The 18,932-nt window shown below is 70.4% G+C and carries 16 protein-coding genes and 1 tRNA gene; 16 read left to right on the top strand and 1 reads right to left on the bottom strand.

Annotated elements, in window-relative coordinates:
• The first annotated feature begins 72 nt into the window (after nucleotides 1–72).
• The 5 genes from OHB56_RS28895 to OHB56_RS28915 all read left to right on the top strand — a co-directional run bounded on the left by OHB56_RS28895 (nucleotide 73) and on the right by OHB56_RS28915 (nucleotide 3,810).
• The gene (locus tag OHB56_RS28895; protein WP_216719163.1) at nucleotides 73–333 is read left to right on the top strand and encodes a hypothetical protein; all 261 of its coding nucleotides are present in this window, start codon (nucleotides 73–75) and stop codon (nucleotides 331–333) included.
• Nucleotides 330–1,700, top strand: a complete 1,371-nt coding sequence (locus tag OHB56_RS28900; RefSeq protein WP_332011150.1) for a replication initiator — start codon at nucleotides 330–332, stop codon at nucleotides 1,698–1,700. Before OHB56_RS28895 ends, OHB56_RS28900 begins: the two co-directional genes overlap by 4 nt.
• On the top strand, nucleotides 1,690–1,902 hold the full coding sequence (locus OHB56_RS28905; protein ID WP_332011153.1) for a helix-turn-helix domain-containing protein: 213 nt from the start codon (nucleotides 1,690–1,692) through the stop codon (nucleotides 1,900–1,902). Before OHB56_RS28900 ends, OHB56_RS28905 begins: the two co-directional genes overlap by 11 nt.
• Nucleotides 1,899–3,278 carry a site-specific integrase gene (locus tag OHB56_RS28910; RefSeq protein WP_332011156.1) on the top strand — a complete coding sequence of 460 codons (1,380 nt, stop codon included), beginning with the start codon at nucleotides 1,899–1,901 and terminating at the stop codon, nucleotides 3,276–3,278. Before OHB56_RS28905 ends, OHB56_RS28910 begins: the two co-directional genes overlap by 4 nt.
• 169 nt (nucleotides 3,279–3,447) lie before the next feature.
• Nucleotides 3,448–3,810 (top strand): hypothetical protein, encoded by a 363-nt coding sequence (locus OHB56_RS28915; protein ID WP_332011159.1) that lies wholly within the window; start codon nucleotides 3,448–3,450, stop codon nucleotides 3,808–3,810.
• A 287-nt stretch (nucleotides 3,811–4,097) separates the two neighbouring features.
• Here the strand turns inward: OHB56_RS28915 and OHB56_RS28920 are convergent.
• Nucleotides 4,098–4,169, bottom strand: a tRNA-Arg gene (locus tag OHB56_RS28920).
• A gap of 74 nt (nucleotides 4,170–4,243) precedes the next feature.
• Here OHB56_RS28920 and OHB56_RS28925 point away from each other — a divergent pair.
• From OHB56_RS28925 to prfA, 11 genes are all read left to right on the top strand, one after another.
• Complete coding sequence (locus tag OHB56_RS28925) at nucleotides 4,244–4,816, top strand: response regulator (protein ID WP_406359234.1); 573 nt, start codon at nucleotides 4,244–4,246, stop codon at nucleotides 4,814–4,816.
• A gap of 93 nt (nucleotides 4,817–4,909) precedes the next feature.
• A complete protein-coding gene (gene nrtL, locus OHB56_RS28930; RefSeq protein WP_406356460.1) occupies nucleotides 4,910–6,031 on the top strand; it encodes an ArgS-related anticodon-binding protein NrtL in 1,122 nt (373 codons plus the stop codon).
• 15 nt (nucleotides 6,032–6,046) lie between these two features.
• Complete coding sequence (lysA, locus tag OHB56_RS28935) at nucleotides 6,047–7,447, top strand: diaminopimelate decarboxylase (RefSeq protein ID WP_406356461.1); 1,401 nt, start codon at nucleotides 6,047–6,049, stop codon at nucleotides 7,445–7,447.
• 230 nt (nucleotides 7,448–7,677) lie between these two features.
• On the top strand, nucleotides 7,678–8,970 hold the full coding sequence (locus OHB56_RS28940) for a homoserine dehydrogenase (protein WP_055591786.1): 1,293 nt from the start codon (nucleotides 7,678–7,680) through the stop codon (nucleotides 8,968–8,970).
• A 6-nt stretch (nucleotides 8,971–8,976) separates the two neighbouring features.
• Nucleotides 8,977–10,035, top strand: coding sequence for a threonine synthase (gene thrC, locus OHB56_RS28945; protein ID WP_055626268.1), 1,059 nt, complete (start codon nucleotides 8,977–8,979; stop codon nucleotides 10,033–10,035).
• 450 nt (nucleotides 10,036–10,485) lie between these two features.
• The gene (gene thrB / locus OHB56_RS28950; protein WP_055591784.1) at nucleotides 10,486–11,403 is read left to right on the top strand and encodes a homoserine kinase; all 918 of its coding nucleotides are present in this window, start codon (nucleotides 10,486–10,488) and stop codon (nucleotides 11,401–11,403) included.
• Between the two features lie 402 nt (nucleotides 11,404–11,805).
• Nucleotides 11,806–13,905, top strand: coding sequence for a transcription termination factor Rho (gene rho / locus OHB56_RS28955; RefSeq protein WP_406356464.1), 2,100 nt, complete (start codon nucleotides 11,806–11,808; stop codon nucleotides 13,903–13,905).
• A gap of 186 nt (nucleotides 13,906–14,091) precedes the next feature.
• Complete coding sequence (locus OHB56_RS28960) at nucleotides 14,092–15,909, top strand: trypsin-like serine protease (protein ID WP_406356466.1); 1,818 nt, start codon at nucleotides 14,092–14,094, stop codon at nucleotides 15,907–15,909.
• A gap of 245 nt (nucleotides 15,910–16,154) precedes the next feature.
• On the top strand, nucleotides 16,155–17,261 hold the full coding sequence (locus tag OHB56_RS28965; protein ID WP_406356468.1) for an LCP family protein: 1,107 nt from the start codon (nucleotides 16,155–16,157) through the stop codon (nucleotides 17,259–17,261).
• 185 nt (nucleotides 17,262–17,446) lie between these two features.
• Nucleotides 17,447–17,668 carry a 50S ribosomal protein L31 gene (gene rpmE, locus OHB56_RS28970; protein WP_007499053.1) on the top strand — a complete coding sequence of 74 codons (222 nt, stop codon included), beginning with the start codon at nucleotides 17,447–17,449 and terminating at the stop codon, nucleotides 17,666–17,668.
• A 124-nt stretch (nucleotides 17,669–17,792) separates the two neighbouring features.
• Nucleotides 17,793–18,869: a peptide chain release factor 1 gene (prfA, locus tag OHB56_RS28975; RefSeq protein ID WP_326754782.1), complete on the top strand. Its 1,077-nt coding sequence runs from the start codon at nucleotides 17,793–17,795 to the stop codon at nucleotides 18,867–18,869.
• Nucleotides 18,870–18,932: the final 63 nt, after the last annotated feature.

The following is an 18,932-nucleotide window of genomic DNA, read 5'->3' on the forward strand; positions in this document are numbered from 1 at the left end:
AAGTCGCCAAACCCGACCCCGTCAGGAACCCACTCCATCCGCCACATGAGCAGTGAAAGGAGCACTCACACTTTGTCCACCGCGCATCATCCGCGCAAATCCCCATCGCTCGCCTGCGACCTCAGGCAGCGTGACGCGCAGGTCTCGACCTGTGCCGGACGGGAACAGATCGTCCTCGTCGAACTCGACGGAACCGAGCAGTGGCTGTGTCCCGCGCATGCGGCCGCCGTCTGGCTCACGGACCCGACGCTCCGCTTCAGCGCCAAGACTCGGCCGGAGGGGATCTCGGCTGTGATGGGGCAGGCGTTCGGCGGCGGGGGTGGTCACCGATGACCACAACCCTTCCGCAGAGCGTTTCCGCTCTCGTCGCAAGAGCGTCGGAGCCGGAGTTCGCGGCCTGGCGCCGGAACATCGTCCGTCTCGGGGGCTGCACCAGCCCGATTCACCTGGTCGGCGCGGCAACCGTCTACGACACGACGACCGGCGCTGCTCTGCTCTCTTACGGCTCGGATGCCTACGGCGGTCGCCTGCTCACGGCGTGCGGCAACCGGCGTGCGACGGTCTGCCCGGCCTGCTCGGCGCTGTACCGGGCGGACACGTACCAACTCGTCCGGGCCGGACTCGTCGGAGGCAAGAGCGTCCCTGAGGCGGTGAGCGGTCACCCGCGGGTGTTCGCCACGCTCACCGCCCCCGGCTTCGGCCCGGTCCACACTCGCCGCGAGCGTGAAGGACGCGTGCCGCCCTGCCGGCCTCGGAGGGGAGGTGACCACTGCCCGCACGGGACACCGGCCGGATGCCGGGAGCGGCACCCGGCGGACGACCCTCGTCTCGGCGAACCTCTCTGCCCGCGCTGCTACGACTACGCGGGGGCCGTCCTCTGGCATGCGTTCGCCGGTCGGCTCTGGCACCGGTTCGGTCTGGAGCTGAGGCGGGAGGTCGCCCGGCGGGCCGGGCTGTCGCGTACGGAGTTCGGGGAAGTCGCCCGGCTCTCGTACGCGAAGGTCGCCGAGTACCAGCGCCGGGGCCTGGTCCACTTCCACGCCGTGATCCGCCTCGACGGCCCGGACGGGCCCGACTCGCACCCGCCCGGCTGGGCCACGGTGCCGCTCCTCGTCGACTCGGTGCGGGCCGTGGTCGGGAAGGTGCGGCTGACCGCCCCCGGCTCGGCGGTCATCGGGCCGCGGGTGCTGCACTTCGGTGCCCAGGTCGACGTACGGCCGGTCACCTCGTCCGGACGGACAGCGGGGGAGCGGCCTGCCTCAGCGGCGGCCGTGGCGGGCTACATCGCCAAGTACGCCACCAAGGGAGCGGAGACCACCGGCGCCGTGGACGGCCGGATCCACCACGCACAGGACATGGTCATGCTGCCGGTCCGCGCTCACGTGCTGCGCATGATCAGTACGTGTTGGTGGCTCGGCGGCCTGCCGGAGTTCGCCCCGCTCGGGCTGCGGCGCTGGGCCCACATGCTCGGGTACGGCGGCCACTTCTCCACCAAGTCGCGTCGCTACTCGACCACGCTGACCGCCCTCCGGCAGGCCCGTGCCGACCATCGCGCGGAGCAGCAGCGGGACGCCCTCGGCCTGTCGGAACACTCGACGGTCACGGTCGGCCACTGGCGTTACGCGGGGCGAGGCTACTCACTGGAAGCGGCGCTCCTGGCGGCCTCCGTACGGGAGGGCGGTGCCCGCCATGGCACGTGACGCCCGTACGAAGGCGGCCGAACTGCTCACCGTGCGGCAGGTGCTCGACGAGCTGGGCGGCATCTCCCGGCGCACCTTCTACCGCTGGCGGGAACTGCGCATCGCCCCTGCCTGCATCCGCCTTCCGAACGGTGAGTTGCGGGTCCGGCGTGACGTGCTCGACGAGTGGTTGGAGGAACGGGCAGAGGGGGCGGCATCGTGAAGTCCTATAAGGCTTCCGTGTGGAAGCTCTCGGTCAACAAGACCACCAAGAAGCCGACCTACCTGGTGCGCTGGGTGGTCGATGGCCAACCCTTCAGCGAGTCGCACAAGACCAAAGCACTGGCCGACCGCTTCCGCGCGAAGCTCGTCCGTGCGCTCGACAAGGGCGAACCGTTCGACACCGTGACGGGACTGCCCGACACCCTGCGGGGTGGCAAGGCGGCGCTGTCCTTCCTAGACCTGGCGGTCAAGTACGTCGATGCCCGGTGGGCTGAGGCGTCCGCCAAGCAGCGGGACAGCATGACGGACGCCTTGGCGACAGTCGTTCCCGTCCTGGTCAAACCGGGACGGGGGCGGCCCGCTCCGGAGGTGCTGCGGCGGGCGCTGCGCTCGTACGTCCTGCCCGTGCCACGCAGGGAGCGGGAGCGGCCGGAGGAGTTCGCCTCGGCCGTACGGTGGATCGAAAGGGCGTCCCTCCCCGTGGGAGAGCTGCAAGAGATCACCCGCGTACACGAGCTGATCGACGGGTTGGGCCGGAGACTGGACGGCAAGCCCGCGGCCACTCAGACCTACCGGCGTCGGCGAGCCGTCGTCTTCAACGCCCTGGAATTCGCGGTGGAGCTGGAGCACCTCACCTCCAACCCGCTGAGCCGCGTCCGACGCAAGCGGGGCAAGCGGGCGGTGCAGGAGGTTGATCGCCGGGTGGTGGTCAACCCGCGGCAGGCTCGGGAGCTGCTGACCGCACTCACCTACGTGGGCGGCTACGAACGGGCCAGCGGCCGGAGGCTGCGGGCCTTCTTCGGGTGCCTGTACTACGCGGCCATGCGGCCGGGTGAAGCGCTGGGCCTTCGCCGCTCCGACTGCACGCTTCCGGCACAGGGCTGGGGCCGTATCGAGCTGGCGGAGACCCACCCCACGGCCGGGAAGGCGTGGACCGACTCCGGTGAGGCGCACGACCGGCGCGGCCTGAAGCAGCGGGCCCACGGTGAGGTGCGCATCGTGCCGATTCCGCCCCCGCTCGTGAGGCTGCTCCGTGAGCACCTGGACGGGTTCGGCACGGCGGAGGACGGTCGGCTGTTCTCCAGCGAGCGGGGCAACGTGATCGCTGCGTCGTCGTACTCCCGCGCCTGGAAGCAGGCTCGGGAACTGGCGCTCGTCCCCGATCAGGTGGCCTCGGTCCTCGCGTTCCGGCCGTACGACCTCCGTCACGCGGGCGTCTCCCAGTGGCTCAACTCTGGGGTGCCAGCACCGGAGGTCGCTGCTCGTGCGGGCCACTCGGTGGACGTTCTTTTGAAGATCTACGCGAAGTGCATCGATGGTCAGGAACAGGAGATGAACGATCGGATCTTGAAGGGACTCGGTGAGGAGCCGATGTAAGTCAGGGCCGTAAGTAGGACCTCAGCAGGAGCCCCGGAAGCCTCCGGGGCTCCTGCATGCGTACTTCCACGGGAAGACGACTATGCAGGTCACAGCCGGACTGGCTCCCCCCGTCGCAACGTAGCGGCTCCGAGTGTCAAAATCTCTCCAGCACAGAACAGGGGGGTAGATGCAGGACCGGCGTGCTGACATTTTGAGCGAGATCGACGCAGACCACGGAGTCACTGCTGTTTCGATGGGATGGCTCCGAGAGCTTTACGACTCCGAGTGGGGACGTCTCAGCGCAAGCCGAGCTGCGGAGATCAGTCGCTGGCTCGCGAAGCATGAGGTTGCACACCTTCCGTCGCCGCTGCCGTCGAGGGAGGTTGAAGAAGTGGTGCTGTACAGGCCCTCCTCCCCGATCGGCGTGTACATCAACGCAGCACGCTTGGAGGGCCCGTTCAAACATCGTCCAGCCGCTGCCGCGTACTTCCTGCAGGACATCGCGCAGAGGCTGAGCCGCGCCGAACGGGTTGAGAAGGACCGCGACTGACGGCGAGGGGTGGTAAGCCCTCGAAGTGTGCGTCAGCCTCTGGACTTCTGGGAGCTCCAAGGCGATCGTCTCGAGGGCTTGCCCTGTCCACAGATGGTCCACGGAGGTGCTTTCAGGGAGCCGCGGCATTCCCTCTGACCTGCGGTGAAGCCTTCCAAGATCAACACGCTATTACAACGTGATCACTGGCAAACGGCTGCTTCCGGCGGCATCCGCCTGCACATACGCGAAGACCCCGTCCTCAGCGAAAGCGCTGATGGCGGGGTCTTTGGGCACCTCATGCAGGGTGCCCCCGGCAGGATTCGAACCTGCGCACACGGCTCCGGAGGCCGTTGCTCTATCCCCTGAGCTACGGGGGCGTGTCGGTTGCGGTGATCGCTTCGACGGGTAGAACAGTACCAGTTCTGGCGGGGTGGTCATGAACCGGTTTTCCATGGGGCGGGGGAGGTGGAGGTCACCCTGTGCGTTCGAGGAGCCACCCCCAGGGGTGGAAGTGGGGAAAACGCGGACGCGGTGGCCGGTCTCCACCTACTCTCGAGTTGTGCCAGGGGCGTCGCGCCGGGTGCTTGTTGTGGACGACAACAAGGTCATCCGGCAGTTGATCAGGGTCAATCTCGAGCTTGAGGGCATCGAGGTCGTGACCGCGGCCGATGGTGCCGAGTGTCTGGAAGTCGTCCATCAGGTGCGGCCCGACGTGGTCACCCTTGATGTCGCCATGCCGCGGCTCGACGGGCTCAGGACCGCGGCCCGGTTGCGTTCCGATCCCCGGACGCGTGACCTTCCGCTCGCCATCATCAGCGCCTGCACCCGGTACGAGGTCGAGAGCGGGCTTGATGTCGGCGTTGATGTCTTCCTCGCCAAGCCCTTCGAGCCCACTGAACTGGTGCGGGTCGTCTGGCAGTTGATCGAGCGGCGGAGGCGGGGGAGCAGCGGGGGTGGCGGTGGGGTGAGCGGTGGCAGTGGCTTCGGGGGTGCCGAGCGGGCCGCCGGGCACGCTCCGGGGTAGCCGGGCCGGGTCCGTCCATCCGGGCGTCCACATGGCGGGATCACGGGCTGACCGACTCGCCTCCTCACCCCCCTCCTCCCCTACCCTTGTCCCGTGACCCCCGTCGAGCTCTCCCGTACCGTGCTGCGCGCAGTGCGCTGTGCTGTCGACGACGGGGAGCTGCGGGTGGCCGTGCCCGAGAGGGTCGTCGTCGCTCCGCCGGGGCCCGGGGGGTGCGGGGAGTACGCCACCAACGTCGCCCTTCGGCTGGCCCGCCCGGCCGGGCGCACGCCGCAGCATGTCGCCGAGGTTCTCCGGGCCCGCCTTCTGCGTGCCGATGGCATCGGCGATGTCGTCATCACCGGACCCGGGTTCATCAACATCAGCTTGCGGGGGTCTGCCGCCCCCCTCGCCCTCGTGGAGGAGATCCTCGGCGCGGGCGACACCGACACCCCCTACGGGCATCTGCCGGAGGGGAGCGGGGAGCGGGTGCTGTTGCACGGTGCCGCCGAGGTGCGTGCCTTCGTCCACCTCGACGTGCTCGTTCGGATGCTGCGGTCCCAGGGATGCCTGGTGCGGGCCGGCTGTGACACGGCCCCCCGGCCCGAGTGGACCGCCGTACTCGGGGGCGGAACCGATCACCGACCCGTCGATCACCGACCCGTCGATCACCGACCCGTCGATCACCAGCCCGTCGATCACCAGCCCAGCGCGGCCTCCGACACCCTCCGGATCGACGTCCGCCCCGTGCCCGCCCCCGCCGACCCGCTGCCGCTCGGCCGGGACGCCGCGCGGTGGGCGTTGCTGCTGCCCGCGGCGCACGACCGGCCGCGGATCGGTGCGGAGCACCTGGCCCAGCGGGAGAGCAACCCCCTCTTCCGGGTGCGGTACGCCCACGCCCGGACCCGCGCCCTCCTGCGCAACGCCGCCGACCTCGGGTTCCGCCCCGAGCCCGGCCCCGTCGATGCGCACGGAACCCGGCCGCTGCTCGCCGCCCTCGCCGACCACCCCCGCGTTCTCGCGGCCGCCGCACGGCACCGCGCTCCCGACCGGCTCGCCCGGCATCTCGTCGCCGTCGCCGATGCCACGCAGCCGCTGCTCCCCGCCGTGCTGCCGCTCGGCGCGGAGAAACCCTCGGCCGTCCACCGCGCCCGGCTCGCGCTCGCCGAAGCCGCCGGGACGGTGCTGGCCGACGGCCTGTCCCTGCTCGGCATCGACGCACCCGACCATCTTTGAGAGAGCACGCGAAGAATGAGCCGTTCCGCACACCCCGCCGGGCCCCGTTACGCCGACGTCCTTCCCGAGGGGCGCTCCGCAGCGAGCACAGCACCGCCCACCGATCTCAACGCCCTCGACCCGAAGGTGTGGGCGCAGACCGTCAGCCGTGACGAGGACGGCGTGCTCACCGTCGGCGGGATCTCCGTCACGCGGCTCGCCGAGGAGTTCGGCACCCCCGCCTACATCCTCGACGAGACCGACTTCCGCGCCCGCGCGCAGGCCTGGCGCACCGCCTTCGGGGACGACGCCGACGTGTTCTACGCCGGCAAGGCGTTCCTCTCCCGGGCCGTCGTGCGGTGGCTCCACGAGGAAGGGCTGAACCTCGACGTCTGTTCCGGCGGGGAGCTGGCCACCGCCCTGTCCGCCGGTATGCCCGCCGACCGGATCGCCTTCCACGGCAACAACAAGTCCGTGGCCGAGATCCGCCGGGCCGTCGAGGCCGGGGTCGGCCGGATCGTGCTCGACTCCTTCCAGGAGATCGTCCGGGTCGCGCACATCGCGCAGTCGCTCGGCAGGCGGCAGCGGGTGCAGATCCGTATCACCGTCGGCGTCGAGGCGCACACGCACGAGTTCATCGCCACCGCGCACGAGGACCAGAAGTTCGGGATCCCGCTCGCCGGCGGGCAGGCCGCCGAGGCCGTGCGGCGGGCGCTCCAGCTGGACGGTCTCGAGCTCATCGGGATCCACTCGCACATCGGGTCGCAGATCTTCGACATGTCCGGGTTCGAGGTCGCCGCCCACCGGGTCGTCGGACTGCTCAAGGAGATCCGGGACGAGCACGGGGTCGAACTGCCCGAGATCGACCTCGGCGGCGGCCTCGGCATCGCCTACACCAGCGACGACGACCCCCGCGAGCCGCACGAGATCGCCAAGGCGCTGACCGAGATCGTCACCCGAGAGTGCGAGGCCGCCCGTCTCGCCACCCCCCGCATCTCCGTCGAACCCGGGCGGGCCATCGTCGGCCCGACCGCCTTCACGGTGTACGAGGTCGGCACCATCAAGCCGCTCGACGGGCTGCGCACGTACGTCTCCGTCGACGGCGGGATGTCGGACAACATCCGTACCGCGCTGTACGACGCCGAGTACAGCGTCTCCCTCGTCTCCCGCAGCTCCGACGCCGAACCGATGCTCTGCCGGGTCGTCGGCAAGCACTGCGAGAGTGGTGACATCGTGGTGCGTGACGCCTTCCTGCCGGGGGACCTGGCGCCCGGTGACCTGATCGCCGTACCGGCCACCGGCGCGTACTGCCGGTCGATGGCGAGCAACTACAACCACGTGCTCCGCCCGCCCGTCGTCGCCGTCGCGGACGGCGAGGCGCGGGTCATCGTCCGGCGCGAGACCGAGGACGACCTCCTCCGCCTCGACGTCGGGTGAGGAGAGAAGGAACGGCGGAAGAGCGCGGCTGAAGAGAACAACAGCAGAAGTAGCAGAAGTAGCAGAAGCAGCAGAAGTAGCAGAAGAAACAGGGGCGGGAAGGCGGAAGATCTTCGGTTCTTCCGGCTTCCCGATGAAATTGATGTCTCACGATCCGGACAAAGGGAAGAAATTTCCGTCCGGTGAGTGAGACTGGTGCAACCTAGACGGTAATCAGGAAACGAGGTCGGATGATGCGTACGCGTCCGCTGAAGGTGGCGCTGCTGGGCTGTGGAGTGGTCGGCTCAGAGGTGGCGCGCATCATGACGACGCAGGCCGCCGACCTCGCCGCCCGCATCGGGGCCCCGGTGGAGCTCGCCGGGGTCGCCGTGCGGCGCCCGGACCGGGTGCGCGAGGGCATCGCCCCGGAGCTGGTCACCACCGACGCCACCGCCCTGGTCAAACGCGGCGACCTCGACGTCGTCGTCGAGGTCATCGGCGGGATCGAGCCCGCGCGGACGCTGATCACCACCGCCTTCGCGCACGGCGCGTCCGTCGTCTCCGCGAACAAGGCGCTGATCGCCCAGGACGGGGCCGCGCTGTACGCCGCCGCCGAGGAGCACGGCAAGGACCTCTACTACGAGGCCGCCGTCGCCGGCGCCATCCCGCTGATCCGGCCGCTGCGCGAGTCGCTCGCCGGTGACAAGGTCAACCGGGTGCTCGGCATCGTCAACGGCACCACCAACTTCATCCTCGACAAGATGGACTCCACCGGCGCCGGCTACCAGGAGGCGCTCGACGAGGCCACCGCCCTCGGGTACGCCGAGGCCGACCCGACCGCCGACGTCGAGGGCTTCGACGCCGCCGCCAAGGCCGCCATCCTCGCCGGGATCGCCTTCCACACGCGCGTGCGGCTCGACGACGTGCACCGCGAGGGCATGACCGAGGTCACCGCCTCCGACTTCGCCTCCGCGAGGGAGATGGGCTGCACCATCAAGCTGCTGGCCATCTGCGAGCGGGCCGCGGACGGTGGATCCGTCACCGCGCGGGTGCATCCGGCGATGATCCCGCTCACCCACCCGCTGGCCTCGGTCCGCGGCGCGTACAACGCGGTGTTCGTGGAGTCGGAGGCCGCGGGACAGCTGATGTTCTACGGGCCCGGCGCCGGCGGGGCGCCCACCGCCTCCGCCGTGCTCGGCGACCTCGTCGCCGTCTGCCGCAACCGGCTGGCCGGGACGACCGGACCGGGCGAGTCCGCCTACGCGGCGCTGCCCGTCTCCCCGATGGGCGAGGTCGTCACGCGCTACCACATCAGCCTCGACGTGGCCGATAAACCGGGTGTTCTCGCCCAGGTCGCGACCGTGTTCGCCGAGCACGGTGTCTCGATCGATACGGTTCGCCAGCAGGGCAAGGACGGGGAGGCCTCCCTCGTCGTCGTCACCCACCGTGCGTCCGACGCGGCCCTCGGCGGCACCGTCGACGCCTTGCGCAAGCTCGACACCGTGCGCGGTGTCGCCAGCATCATGCGGGTTGAAGGAGAGTAAGCAGCAATGACCCACCAGTGGCGCGGAATCATCGAGGAGTACCGGGACCGGCTGCCGGTCTCCGACACCACGCCGGTCGTGACGCTCCGTGAGGGCGGTACGCCGCTCGTGCCCGCGCAGGTGCTCTCCGAGCGCACGGGCTGCGAGGTCCACCTCAAGGTCGAGGGCGCGAACCCGACCGGGTCCTTCAAGGACCGGGGCATGACCATGGCCATCTCCAAGGCCAAGGAGGAGGGCGCGCAGGCCGTCATCTGCGCCTCCACCGGCAACACCTCCGCCTCCGCCGCCGCCTACGGAGTGCGCGCCGGGATGGTCTCCGCGGTGCTCGTGCCGCAGGGCAAGATCGCCCTCGGCAAGATGGGCCAGGCCCTGGTGCACGGAGCGAAGATCCTCCAGGTCGACGGCAACTTCGACGACTGCCTCACCCTCGCCCGCGCCCTCAGCGACAACTACCCCGTGGCGCTGGTCAATTCGGTGAACCCGGTGCGTATCGAGGGGCAGAAGACGGCCGCCTTCGAGATCGTGGACATGCTGGGCGACGCCCCCGACATCCACGTCCTGCCGGTGGGCAACGCGGGCAACATCACCGCCTACTGGAAGGGCTACCGGGAGTACGCCGCCGACGGCATCTCCACCCGGGCCCCCCGGATGTGGGGCTTCCAGGCGTCCGGCAGTGCCCCGATCGTGCGCGGCGAGGTCGTCAAGGATCCGGCGACGATCGCCACCGCCATCCGGATCGGCAACCCCGCCTCGTGGCAGTACGCGCTTGCCGCGCGGGACGAGTCCGGCGGCCTCATCGACGAGGTGACGGACCGTGAGATCCTGCGCGCCTACCGGCTGTTGGCCTCGCAGGAGGGCGTCTTCGTCGAGCCGGCGTCAGCCGCCTCGGTCGCCGGTCTGCTGAAGGCCGCCGAGCAGGGCAAGGTCGACCCGGGCCAGCGCATCGTGTGCACCGTCACCGGCAACGGCCTGAAGGACCCGGACTGGGCCGTCGCCGGCGCGCCGCAGCCGGTCACCGTCCCCGTGGACGCCGCGACGGCCGCCGAGCGGCTCGGGCTGGTCTGACCACCGGTACCGGAAGGCCCGGGCGGCGCCGCCCGGGCCTTCCGGCCGCCGCGACCCCGGGGCAGGCGTTCCGCGCCCGGCGAAAGCGGCACGCGTCGCCGGGACGGGTTTCCGCGGGACAGAGGTAGGCAGGACAGGCGTAAGAAGGCGCTTGCCCGGGGAAGTTCCCCGAGAGGGGGGCACAGGGGGCTTATGACACGCATCGTGCGCCTCCCGTGCGCCCTATGTCGACACAGAACCTTCCTTCGATAGTCTGTACTCAACCCACCGCCGCATATGCCGCGGTCCCGCGTCGTCTCCGTGGTCCGGACCATGGTCCAGAGGGGCTCGGAGGGGTTCGGGAAGCGGCCGGCCACCCTGGTCGGCGGCGGTCCCAGGGGTTTTGCACGTCAGCGAACGTCATTCGACAGTCACCGTCACAGTCCCCAGCTCAAGGAGAGTCATCGAGCGATGGCCGGTCCCGCGTTCCGCGCCGCCGCCGTCCGGGTGCGCGTCCCCGCCACCAGCGCCAATCTCGGTCCGGGCTTCGACGCCCTCGGCCTCGCGCTGGGCCTGTACGACGACGTCGTCGTCCGGGTGGCCGACGCCGGGCTGCATATCGACATCGCCGGCGAGGGCGGTGAAACCCTTCCCCGCGACGAGAACCACCTGCTCGTACGCTCCCTGCGTACCGCCTTCGACCTGCTCGGCGGGCAGCCGCGCGGCCTGGAGATCGTCTGCGCCAACCGCATTCCGCACGGCCGGGGCATGGGCTCCTCCTCCGCCGCCATCTGCGCCGGAATCGTCGCCGCCCGCGCCGTGACCATAGGCGCCGAGGCCAGGCTCGACGACACCGCGCTGCTCGAACTCGCCACCGAGATCGAGGGCCACCCCGACAACGTCGCGGCCTGTCTGCTGGGCGGCTTCACCCTCTCCTGGATGGAGAGCGGCGCGGCCCGCGCGATCAGGATGGAGCCCGCCGCATCCGTCGTGCCGGTGGTGTTCGTCCCCGGCAAACCCGTCCTCACCGAGACCGCGCGCGGCCTGCTGCCGCGCACCGTGCCCCATGTCGACGCCGCTGCCAACGCGGGCCGTGCCGCCCTGCTCGTGGAGGCTCTGACCAGGCGTCCCGAACTGCTGCTGCCCGCCACCGAGGACCGTCTGCACCAGGATTACCGCGCCCCCGCCATGCCCGAGAGCGCGGCGCTGGTTGAGCGGCTGCGCGCGGACGGCGTCCCCGCGGTGATCTCCGGCGCCGGCCCCACCGTCATGGCACTGGCCGACGCGGACACCGCCGACAAGGTCGAAGCACTGGCCGGCAACGACTGGGCCGCCAACCGGCTCAGCCTCGATCTGCAGGGAGCGAGCGTGCTTCCGCTCGCCACCTGACACACGGTTGCCGGATAACGAGAGGGGGAATGTTTGTTGGATCCGGTAGTGTTAACCTCAAGTCTGCACCCGACCCCACCATGGCGAGGTGCCTCGTGTCCCCGCTCGGGACAGACATTCTTCCGGGAGCCCCCCAAGCCCAACTGTGTTCTCTGCTTCGTACGCGAGCAGTACGTCGTACGCGGACACTGAACGGCCCGCCGGGCACGCTCCGGAACCGGTGCGACCACGCCACGTGACACTGGATGCCACGGCTCGGGGAAGCGCCATCACCAGATATCCCTTCCGCCGTCGAGGCGGACCACCGCCCCGGCACGGTTCGCACAGCAAGAACCGAAGCCGGACAGCACAACCGGTCGCCGAGCCAGACAGGCCGACGTCCGCTCCAGGGAAGGACCCTTCGTGAGCGACACCACCGATCTGATGGGCGCACGTGTCGAGGAGACCGCTGCCGCGCCCGCCACGGACGCCTCCGCGCCTGCCAGCGGTGCCGGCTCCCGGCGGCGCCGGGGTACCGGCCTCGAAGGCATGGTGCTGGCCGAGCTTCAGCAGGTCGCATCCGGCCTCGGCATCAGGGGCACCGCGCGCATGCGCAAGAGCCAGCTGATCGAGGTCATCAAGGAGGCGCAGGCATCGGGCGGCTCCGCCGCGCCGAAGAGCGAGGCCCCGGCCGAGACGCCGGAGACCAAGCCCAAGCGTCGCGCCACCTCCCGGACCCGTACGGGTGACACCGCCGAGAAGAAGTCCGCCGCCGAGGCCTCGGCCGAACAGGCCACCGCCCAGCAGCAGATCGACATTCCCGGCCAGCCCTCCCCGCAGGCCTCCGCCCCGGCCGAGCAGGCTCCGGCCGAGCAGGCCCCCGTCACGCGTCGCCGTCGAGCCACCGCGGACGCGGGCGCTCCGGCCGCCGCCGAGCAGGCCCCCGCCGAGACGAAGAGCGACGCGAAGGCCGAGGGCCAGACGCAGTCGCAGCAGTCCCCGTCGCAGGGCGACGCCAAGTCCGACCACGACGGCGGTGACAGCCGCCGCCGTGACCGCCGCGAGCGCGGTCGTGACCGCGGTGAGCGCACCGACCGCACCGACCGTGGTGACCGCACCGACCGTGCCGACCGCAACGACCGTGCCGAGCGCGGCGATCGGAGCGACCGGACCGAGCGCGGGGACCGTCGCGGCAAGATCGACGACCAGCAGCAGAACCAGGGCGGCCAGGGCCGGCAGCAGAACCAGCAGCAGGGCGGCGGCCGTCAGGACGACGGTTACGACGACGACGGCAGCGGCCGTCGCGGCCGTCGCGGCCGCTACCGCGACCGTCGCGGCCGGCGCGGTCGTGACGAGGTGCAGGAGCCGCAGATCGCCGAGGACGACGTCCTGATCCCGGTCGCGGGCATCCTCGACATCCTCGACAACTACGCGTTCATCCGGACCTCCGGCTACCTGCCGGGCCCGAACGACGTGTACGTCTCCCTCGCCCAGGTCCGCAAGAACGGCCTGCGCAAGGGCGACCACCTCACCGGCGCGGTGCGCCAGCCGAAGGAGGGCGAGCGGCGCGAGAAGTTCAACGCGCTGGTCCGCCTCGACTCCGTCAACGGCATGGCGCCCGAACACGGCCGCGGCCGCCCGGAGTTCAACAAGCTCACCCCGCTGTACCCGCAGGACCGCCTCCGTCTGGAGACCGACCCCGGGGTTCTCACCACGCGGATCATCGACCTCGTGTCGCCGATCGGCAAGGGACAGCGCGGTCTGATCGTGGCCCCGCCGAAGACCGGCAAGACCATGATCATGCAGGCGGTCGCCAACGCGATCACGCACAACAACCCCGAGTGCCACCTGATGGTCGTCCTCGTCGACGAGCGTCCGGAAGAGGTCACCGACATGCAGCGGTCGGTGAAGGGCGAGGTCATCTCCTCGACCTTCGACCGCCCCGCCGAGGACCACACCACGGTCGCCGAGCTCGCCATCGAGCGCGCCAAGCGTCTGGTGGAGCTGGGTCACGACGTCGTCGTGCTGCTCGACTCGATCACGCGTCTGGGCCGTGCGTACAACCTCGCCGCCCCGGCCTCCGGCCGCATCCTGTCCGGTGGTGTCGACTCGACGGCGCTGTACCCGCCGAAGCGCTTCTTCGGTGCGGCCCGCAACATCGAGGACGGCGGTTCGCTGACCATCCTCGCCACCGCCCTGGTGGACACCGGGTCCCGCATGGACGAGGTGATCTTCGAGGAGTTCAAGGGCACCGGCAACATGGAGCTCAAGCTCGACCGGAAGCTCGCCGACAAGCGCATCTTCCCCGCGGTGGACGTCGACGCGTCCGGTACCCGCAAGGAGGAGATCCTGCTCGGCAGCGACGAGCTGGCCGTCACCTGGAAGCTCCGCCGGGTGCTGCACGCGCTCGACTCGCAGCAGGCGATCGAGCTGCTTCTCGACAAGATGAAGCAGACGAAGTCGAACGGCGAGTTCCTGCTGCAGATCCAGAAGACGACGCCGACGCCGGGCAACGGCGACTGACGTCCGCCCCGCTCACCTCGGCTCCACCTGATCGACCCGCTTTACCCGTCACAAGGGCCGCTCCCCGGCAAGGGGAGCGGCCCTTTGCATGTCCTCGGACAGGTGTACGATCGCGCTGTTCCGGGCCGATCTTCATATCGAGACCCGAACTTCCGATCCCGAGGGGGGACTTGAGTGGGTACTTCCATGTCTGGGGGCGGTCGGCACAGACGCCGGGTCAGAGTCGCGCTGCCCGTCGCCGCGGCCGGTGTCGCCGCGGCCGTCGCCGCCGCACTGCTGACCTCGTCCGCCGGCGCCGCCACCGCGCTGCCGCAGCCGACCGCCGACCCGGCGATCAGCTCGCCGTCACCGGCCGAGCTGAAGAAGCGCGTCGCCGGCGCGCTCGCCGGTGACGACACCGCCGGTCGGCCGAACCGGTCGTCGTTGAGCAAGAGCACCGGCGCCGGCAGCACCACCACCGGCACCGGCTCCGTCATCGATGCGAAGATCATCGGTGGCAGCACGACCACCATCACCTCTGCGCCCTGGATGGCACAGCTCCACTACTACGACGACCGGGGCACCAGCCGCACGAGCGACGACATCGGCTTCTTCTGCGGTGGTGCCGTCGTCGCCCCGACGAAGATCCTCACCGCCGCGCACTGTGTCAAGGGATACGACTGGAACGCCAACGGCGCCATCGTCACGGGGACCGCGCAGCTCCCCTCCGACGGCGGAGCCGACCTGCACGGCGGCACCGTCTCCGGTGTCTGGCGTCAGTGGAACCACCCGTCGTACAACGCGACGACCATCGACAACGACATCGCGGTGCTCACCCTGCCCGGCCCCGTCAAGGCCACCCCGATCCGCATGACCACCTCCGGCGACACCGCCTCCTACGCCGCCGGAAAGAGCGCCAAGGTCTACGGCTGGGGCCGCACCAGTTCCACCAGCCAGGACGTCTCCGAGACGCTGAAGGCGGCCACGCTGCCCCTCCAGTCCGACGCCACGTGCGCCCGCACCTACGGCGCCGACTTCGTCAAGGGCCACATGGTCTGCGCGGGCAAGCCCGCCGCCGGCACCGACAGCGGCACCACCTCCGCCTGCAACGGCGACTCCGGCGGCCCGCTGGTCGTGAACAACCGGATCGTCGGCGTCGTCTCCTGGGGCGTGCGGGACTGCGTCGAGAAGGGCGCCTACAGCGTCTTCGCCAAGGTGAGCAGCTACGTCGGGGCCGCCTACGCGCGCGTCGACGACACCAACATCAGCGGCGACCACCGCGCCGACCTGTGGGTGCGCAAGTCCTCGACGACGACCGGGTACTCCAAGGACTCCAAGGGCTCCTCGTTCGCCGCCCGCGAGTCCTGGGGCAGCTGGAAGGGCGTCAACGCCGTCCTGCAGACCGACCTCAACCGGGACGGGTACCAGGACCTGGTGTACCGGCGCAGCAGCGACGGCGCCGTCTTCTGGACCCGGTACGTGATCTCCAGCGGCACCTGGTCCACCAAGCGCATCTTCGACAACTGGAAGACCCGCACCCGCATCGTCACTCCCGGTGACATCACCGGCGACTACCTGCCCGACCTGCTGTCCGTGGACTCCGCCGGTGTGCTGTGGATCTACCCGGGCAAGGGCAACGGCACCTTCTCCGCCCGTGTGAAGGTCGGCTCCGGCTGGAACCAGTACAACTCCGTGCACGGCCGCGGCGACTTCAACGGCGACGGGAAGACCGACCTGATCGCCCGCCACAAGAGCACCGGTGCGATGTACCTGTACAAGGGCACCGGCAAGGCCGGCACCGGCGCCTTCTCCGGCCGGGTCAAGGTCCGCACCTGGAGCACCAAGACGTACAACACCTTCGACACCGTCGGCGACATCAGCGGCGACGGCAAGGCGGACTTCCTGGCCCGCACCCCCGGCGGCACCCTGTACCTGTACAAGGGCACCGGGAAGGCCACGAGTGGGATCTTCGCCGCCAGGATCTCCGTCGGTACCGATTTCAAGCAGTACGACATCTTCGGCTGACCACTTCGGCCGACATCGCGGGACACCGCAGGTGAGCGCCACGCTCACCGCTCTTGAACGGAACGCCTGGGCCCGGCCGTGCAACGGCCGGGCCCAGGCGCCGTGCGGCCACGCGCCGGATTCTCCCTCCGCCCGGACGGCGGGACGACGGGTACGGCGGGACGATGGGTGCTGTACGGGGCATCACCCGACCAGGTTCGGCATCGGACGCAGGGGTGATCGACCGGGCAAGAGCTGAGGAGCGCATGTCTGCGGAGAGCACACCCGAGTCCGGCCGACGGGCTCGGAGAGGGCGCCGCATGCCGCGCGACAAGCGGCACAGCGGTCTGAAGGCCATGGCGTGGACCGCCGCGGCCATCCTCGTCCTGGGTGGCGCCGGCGCCGGATACGTGTACGTCAGACTCAACGGCAACCTCACGAGCATCGACATCGACCGCCTCCTCGGCACCGACCGGCCGGGGAAGGCCGGCAACGGCTCCGAGAACATCCTCGTCCTCGGTTCCGACACCCGCTCCGGGGGCAACCGGAAGCTCGGCGGCGGTGCCAACAACGGCAGCGCCCGCTCCGACACCGCGATGATCGTGCACGTCCACGAGGGTCACCAGAAGGCGTCCGTGGTGTCCGTCCCGCGTGACACGGTCGTCGACCGGCCCGCGTGCACCGACACCGAGGGCGGCGCCCACCCCGCCGCGAACGGTGTGATGTTCAACTCCGTGTACGCCACCGGCGGGGCCGCCTGCGCCGTGAAGACCGTCGAGTCGATGACCGACCTGCGCATGGACCACTACCTGGAGATCGACTTCACCGGTTTCCAGAAGCTCGTGGACGAACTGGGCGGCGTCGAGGTCACCACCACCGAGGACATCGCCGACCCCGACAGCCGCCTCGAGCTGACCGCCGGCACCCACCGGCTCGACGGCGCCCAGGCCCTCGCCCTGGTCCGCACCCGGCACGGCGTCGGCGACGGCTCCGACCTCGGCCGCATCCGGCTCCAGCAGGCCTTCGTCAGGGCCCTGGTCCGGCAGGTGGGCGACATCGGCCTCCTCACCGACCCCAGGAAGCTCTACGACGTCACCGAGACGGCCACCAGGGCCCTCACCACCGACTCCGGTCTGGGCTCGGTGAACTCCCTGATGGCCTTCGCGGGCGGCCTGAGGGACATCGACCCCGCCGGCCTGCACCTGGTGACCATGCCGGTGCGGTACGACCCCGCCGACCCCAACCGGGTCCTTCCCGAGACGGACAAGGCGCGGCTGGTCTGGGACGCCCTGAGGAACGACGAGCCGATCCCGCGGGCGGCCGCGGTGGACACGGCCACGGGTGGGCCCGAGAGCGTCGTCAGCGCCTCCTGAGCACGCCCGGAGCGCTCCTCGGGGGACCCCGGCGCCGCGGGCCGGCCCGGACCCCGGGAACAAACGACGGCGGCCCCCGGTTTTGGGGGATGGCGCCAGTCCTGGCAGACTGGTACGTCGGCTCCGGTTCACGCTCCCGCATCCCGCGGCTGCGACCCGGCGCCCTCCCGAACCTAGGAGTCACCTTGAAGCGCGACATCCACCCCGCGTACGTCGAGACGCAGGTCAGCTGCACCTGCGGCGCGTCGTTCACCACCCGCAGCACCATCGAGTCCGGCACCGTCCGGGCCGAGGTCTGCTCCGAGTGCCACCCGTTCTACACGGGTAAGCAGAAGATCCTCGACACCGGTGGCCGTGTGGCCCGCTTCGAGGCCCGCTTCGGCAAGGCCGCCGGCTCCAAGAAGTAGCGAGCCCCATTTCGCCGGTCCACGGCCGCGCTCCCTCTCCCCGTGCAGGTGGGAGGGGCGCGCGCCGGGACCGGCGTTTTTGGTCGCCCGCCTTCCCCTTCCCACGCAGTAGCAGGAGCCCAAGATGTTCGAGGCCGTCGAGGAACTCGTCACCGAGCACGCCGACCTGGAGACGAAGCTCGCCGACCCGTCGGTCCACGCCGACCAGGCCAACGCGCGCAGGCTGAACAAGCGGTACGCGGAGCTCACCCCGATCGTCACCGCGTACCGCTCCTTCAGGCGGACGGGTGACGACATCGAGACCGCGCGTGAACTGGCCGCCGACGACCCGGACTTCGCCGCCGAGCTCAAGGACCTGGAGAAGCAGCGCGAAGCGCTCACCGACAAGCTCCGCCTGCTGCTGGTCCCGCGCGACCCCAACGACGACAAGGACGTCATCCTCGAGGTCAAGGCGGGCGCGGGCGGCGACGAGTCCGCCCTGTTCGCCGGCGACCTGCTGCGCATGTACCTGCGGTACGCCGAGCGCGTGGGCTGGAAGACCGAGATCATCGACGCCACCGAGTCCGAGCTGGGCGGCTACAAGGACGTCCAGGTCGCCGTGAAGACCAAGGGCGGACAGGGCGCCACCGAGCCCGGCCAGGGCGTGTGGGCCCGGCTGAAGTACGAGGGCGGGGTGCACCGCGTGCAGCGGGTGCCGGCCACCGAGTCGCAGGGCCGTATCCACACCTCCGCGGCGGGTGTCCTGGTGACGCCCGAGGCGGAGGAGGTCGACGTCGAGATCAACCCGAACGACCTGCGGATCGACGTCTACCGCTCCTCCGGCCCCGGCGGGCAGTCCGTCAACACCACCGACTCCGCCGTGCGCATCACGCACCTCCCGACCGGAGTCGTCGCCTCCTGCCAGAACGAGAAGAGCCAGCTGCAGAACAAGGAGCAGGCGATGCGTATCCTGCGCTCCAGGCTGCTCGCGGCGGCGCAGGAGGAGGCGGAGAAGGAGGCCGCGGACGCCCGGCGCAGCCAGGTCCGCACTGTCGACCGCTCCGAGAAGATCCGCACCTACAACTTCCCGGAGAACCGCATCTCGGACCACCGCGTCGGGTTCAAGGCGTACAACCTGGACCAGGTCCTGGACGGCGACCTGGACGCGATGATCCAGGCCTGCGTCGACGCGGACTCGGCCGCCAAACTCGCCGCAGCATGACGCCTGCCCGGGCCCGCAGGGCCTGAGCGCCGGACCCGAACACCGGGCCGTCGTACCGGCCGC

It is taken from the genome of Streptomyces sp. NBC_01635 (assembly GCF_045209715.1).
GTDB lineage: Bacteria > Actinomycetota > Actinomycetes > Streptomycetales > Streptomycetaceae > Streptomyces > Streptomyces hirsutus.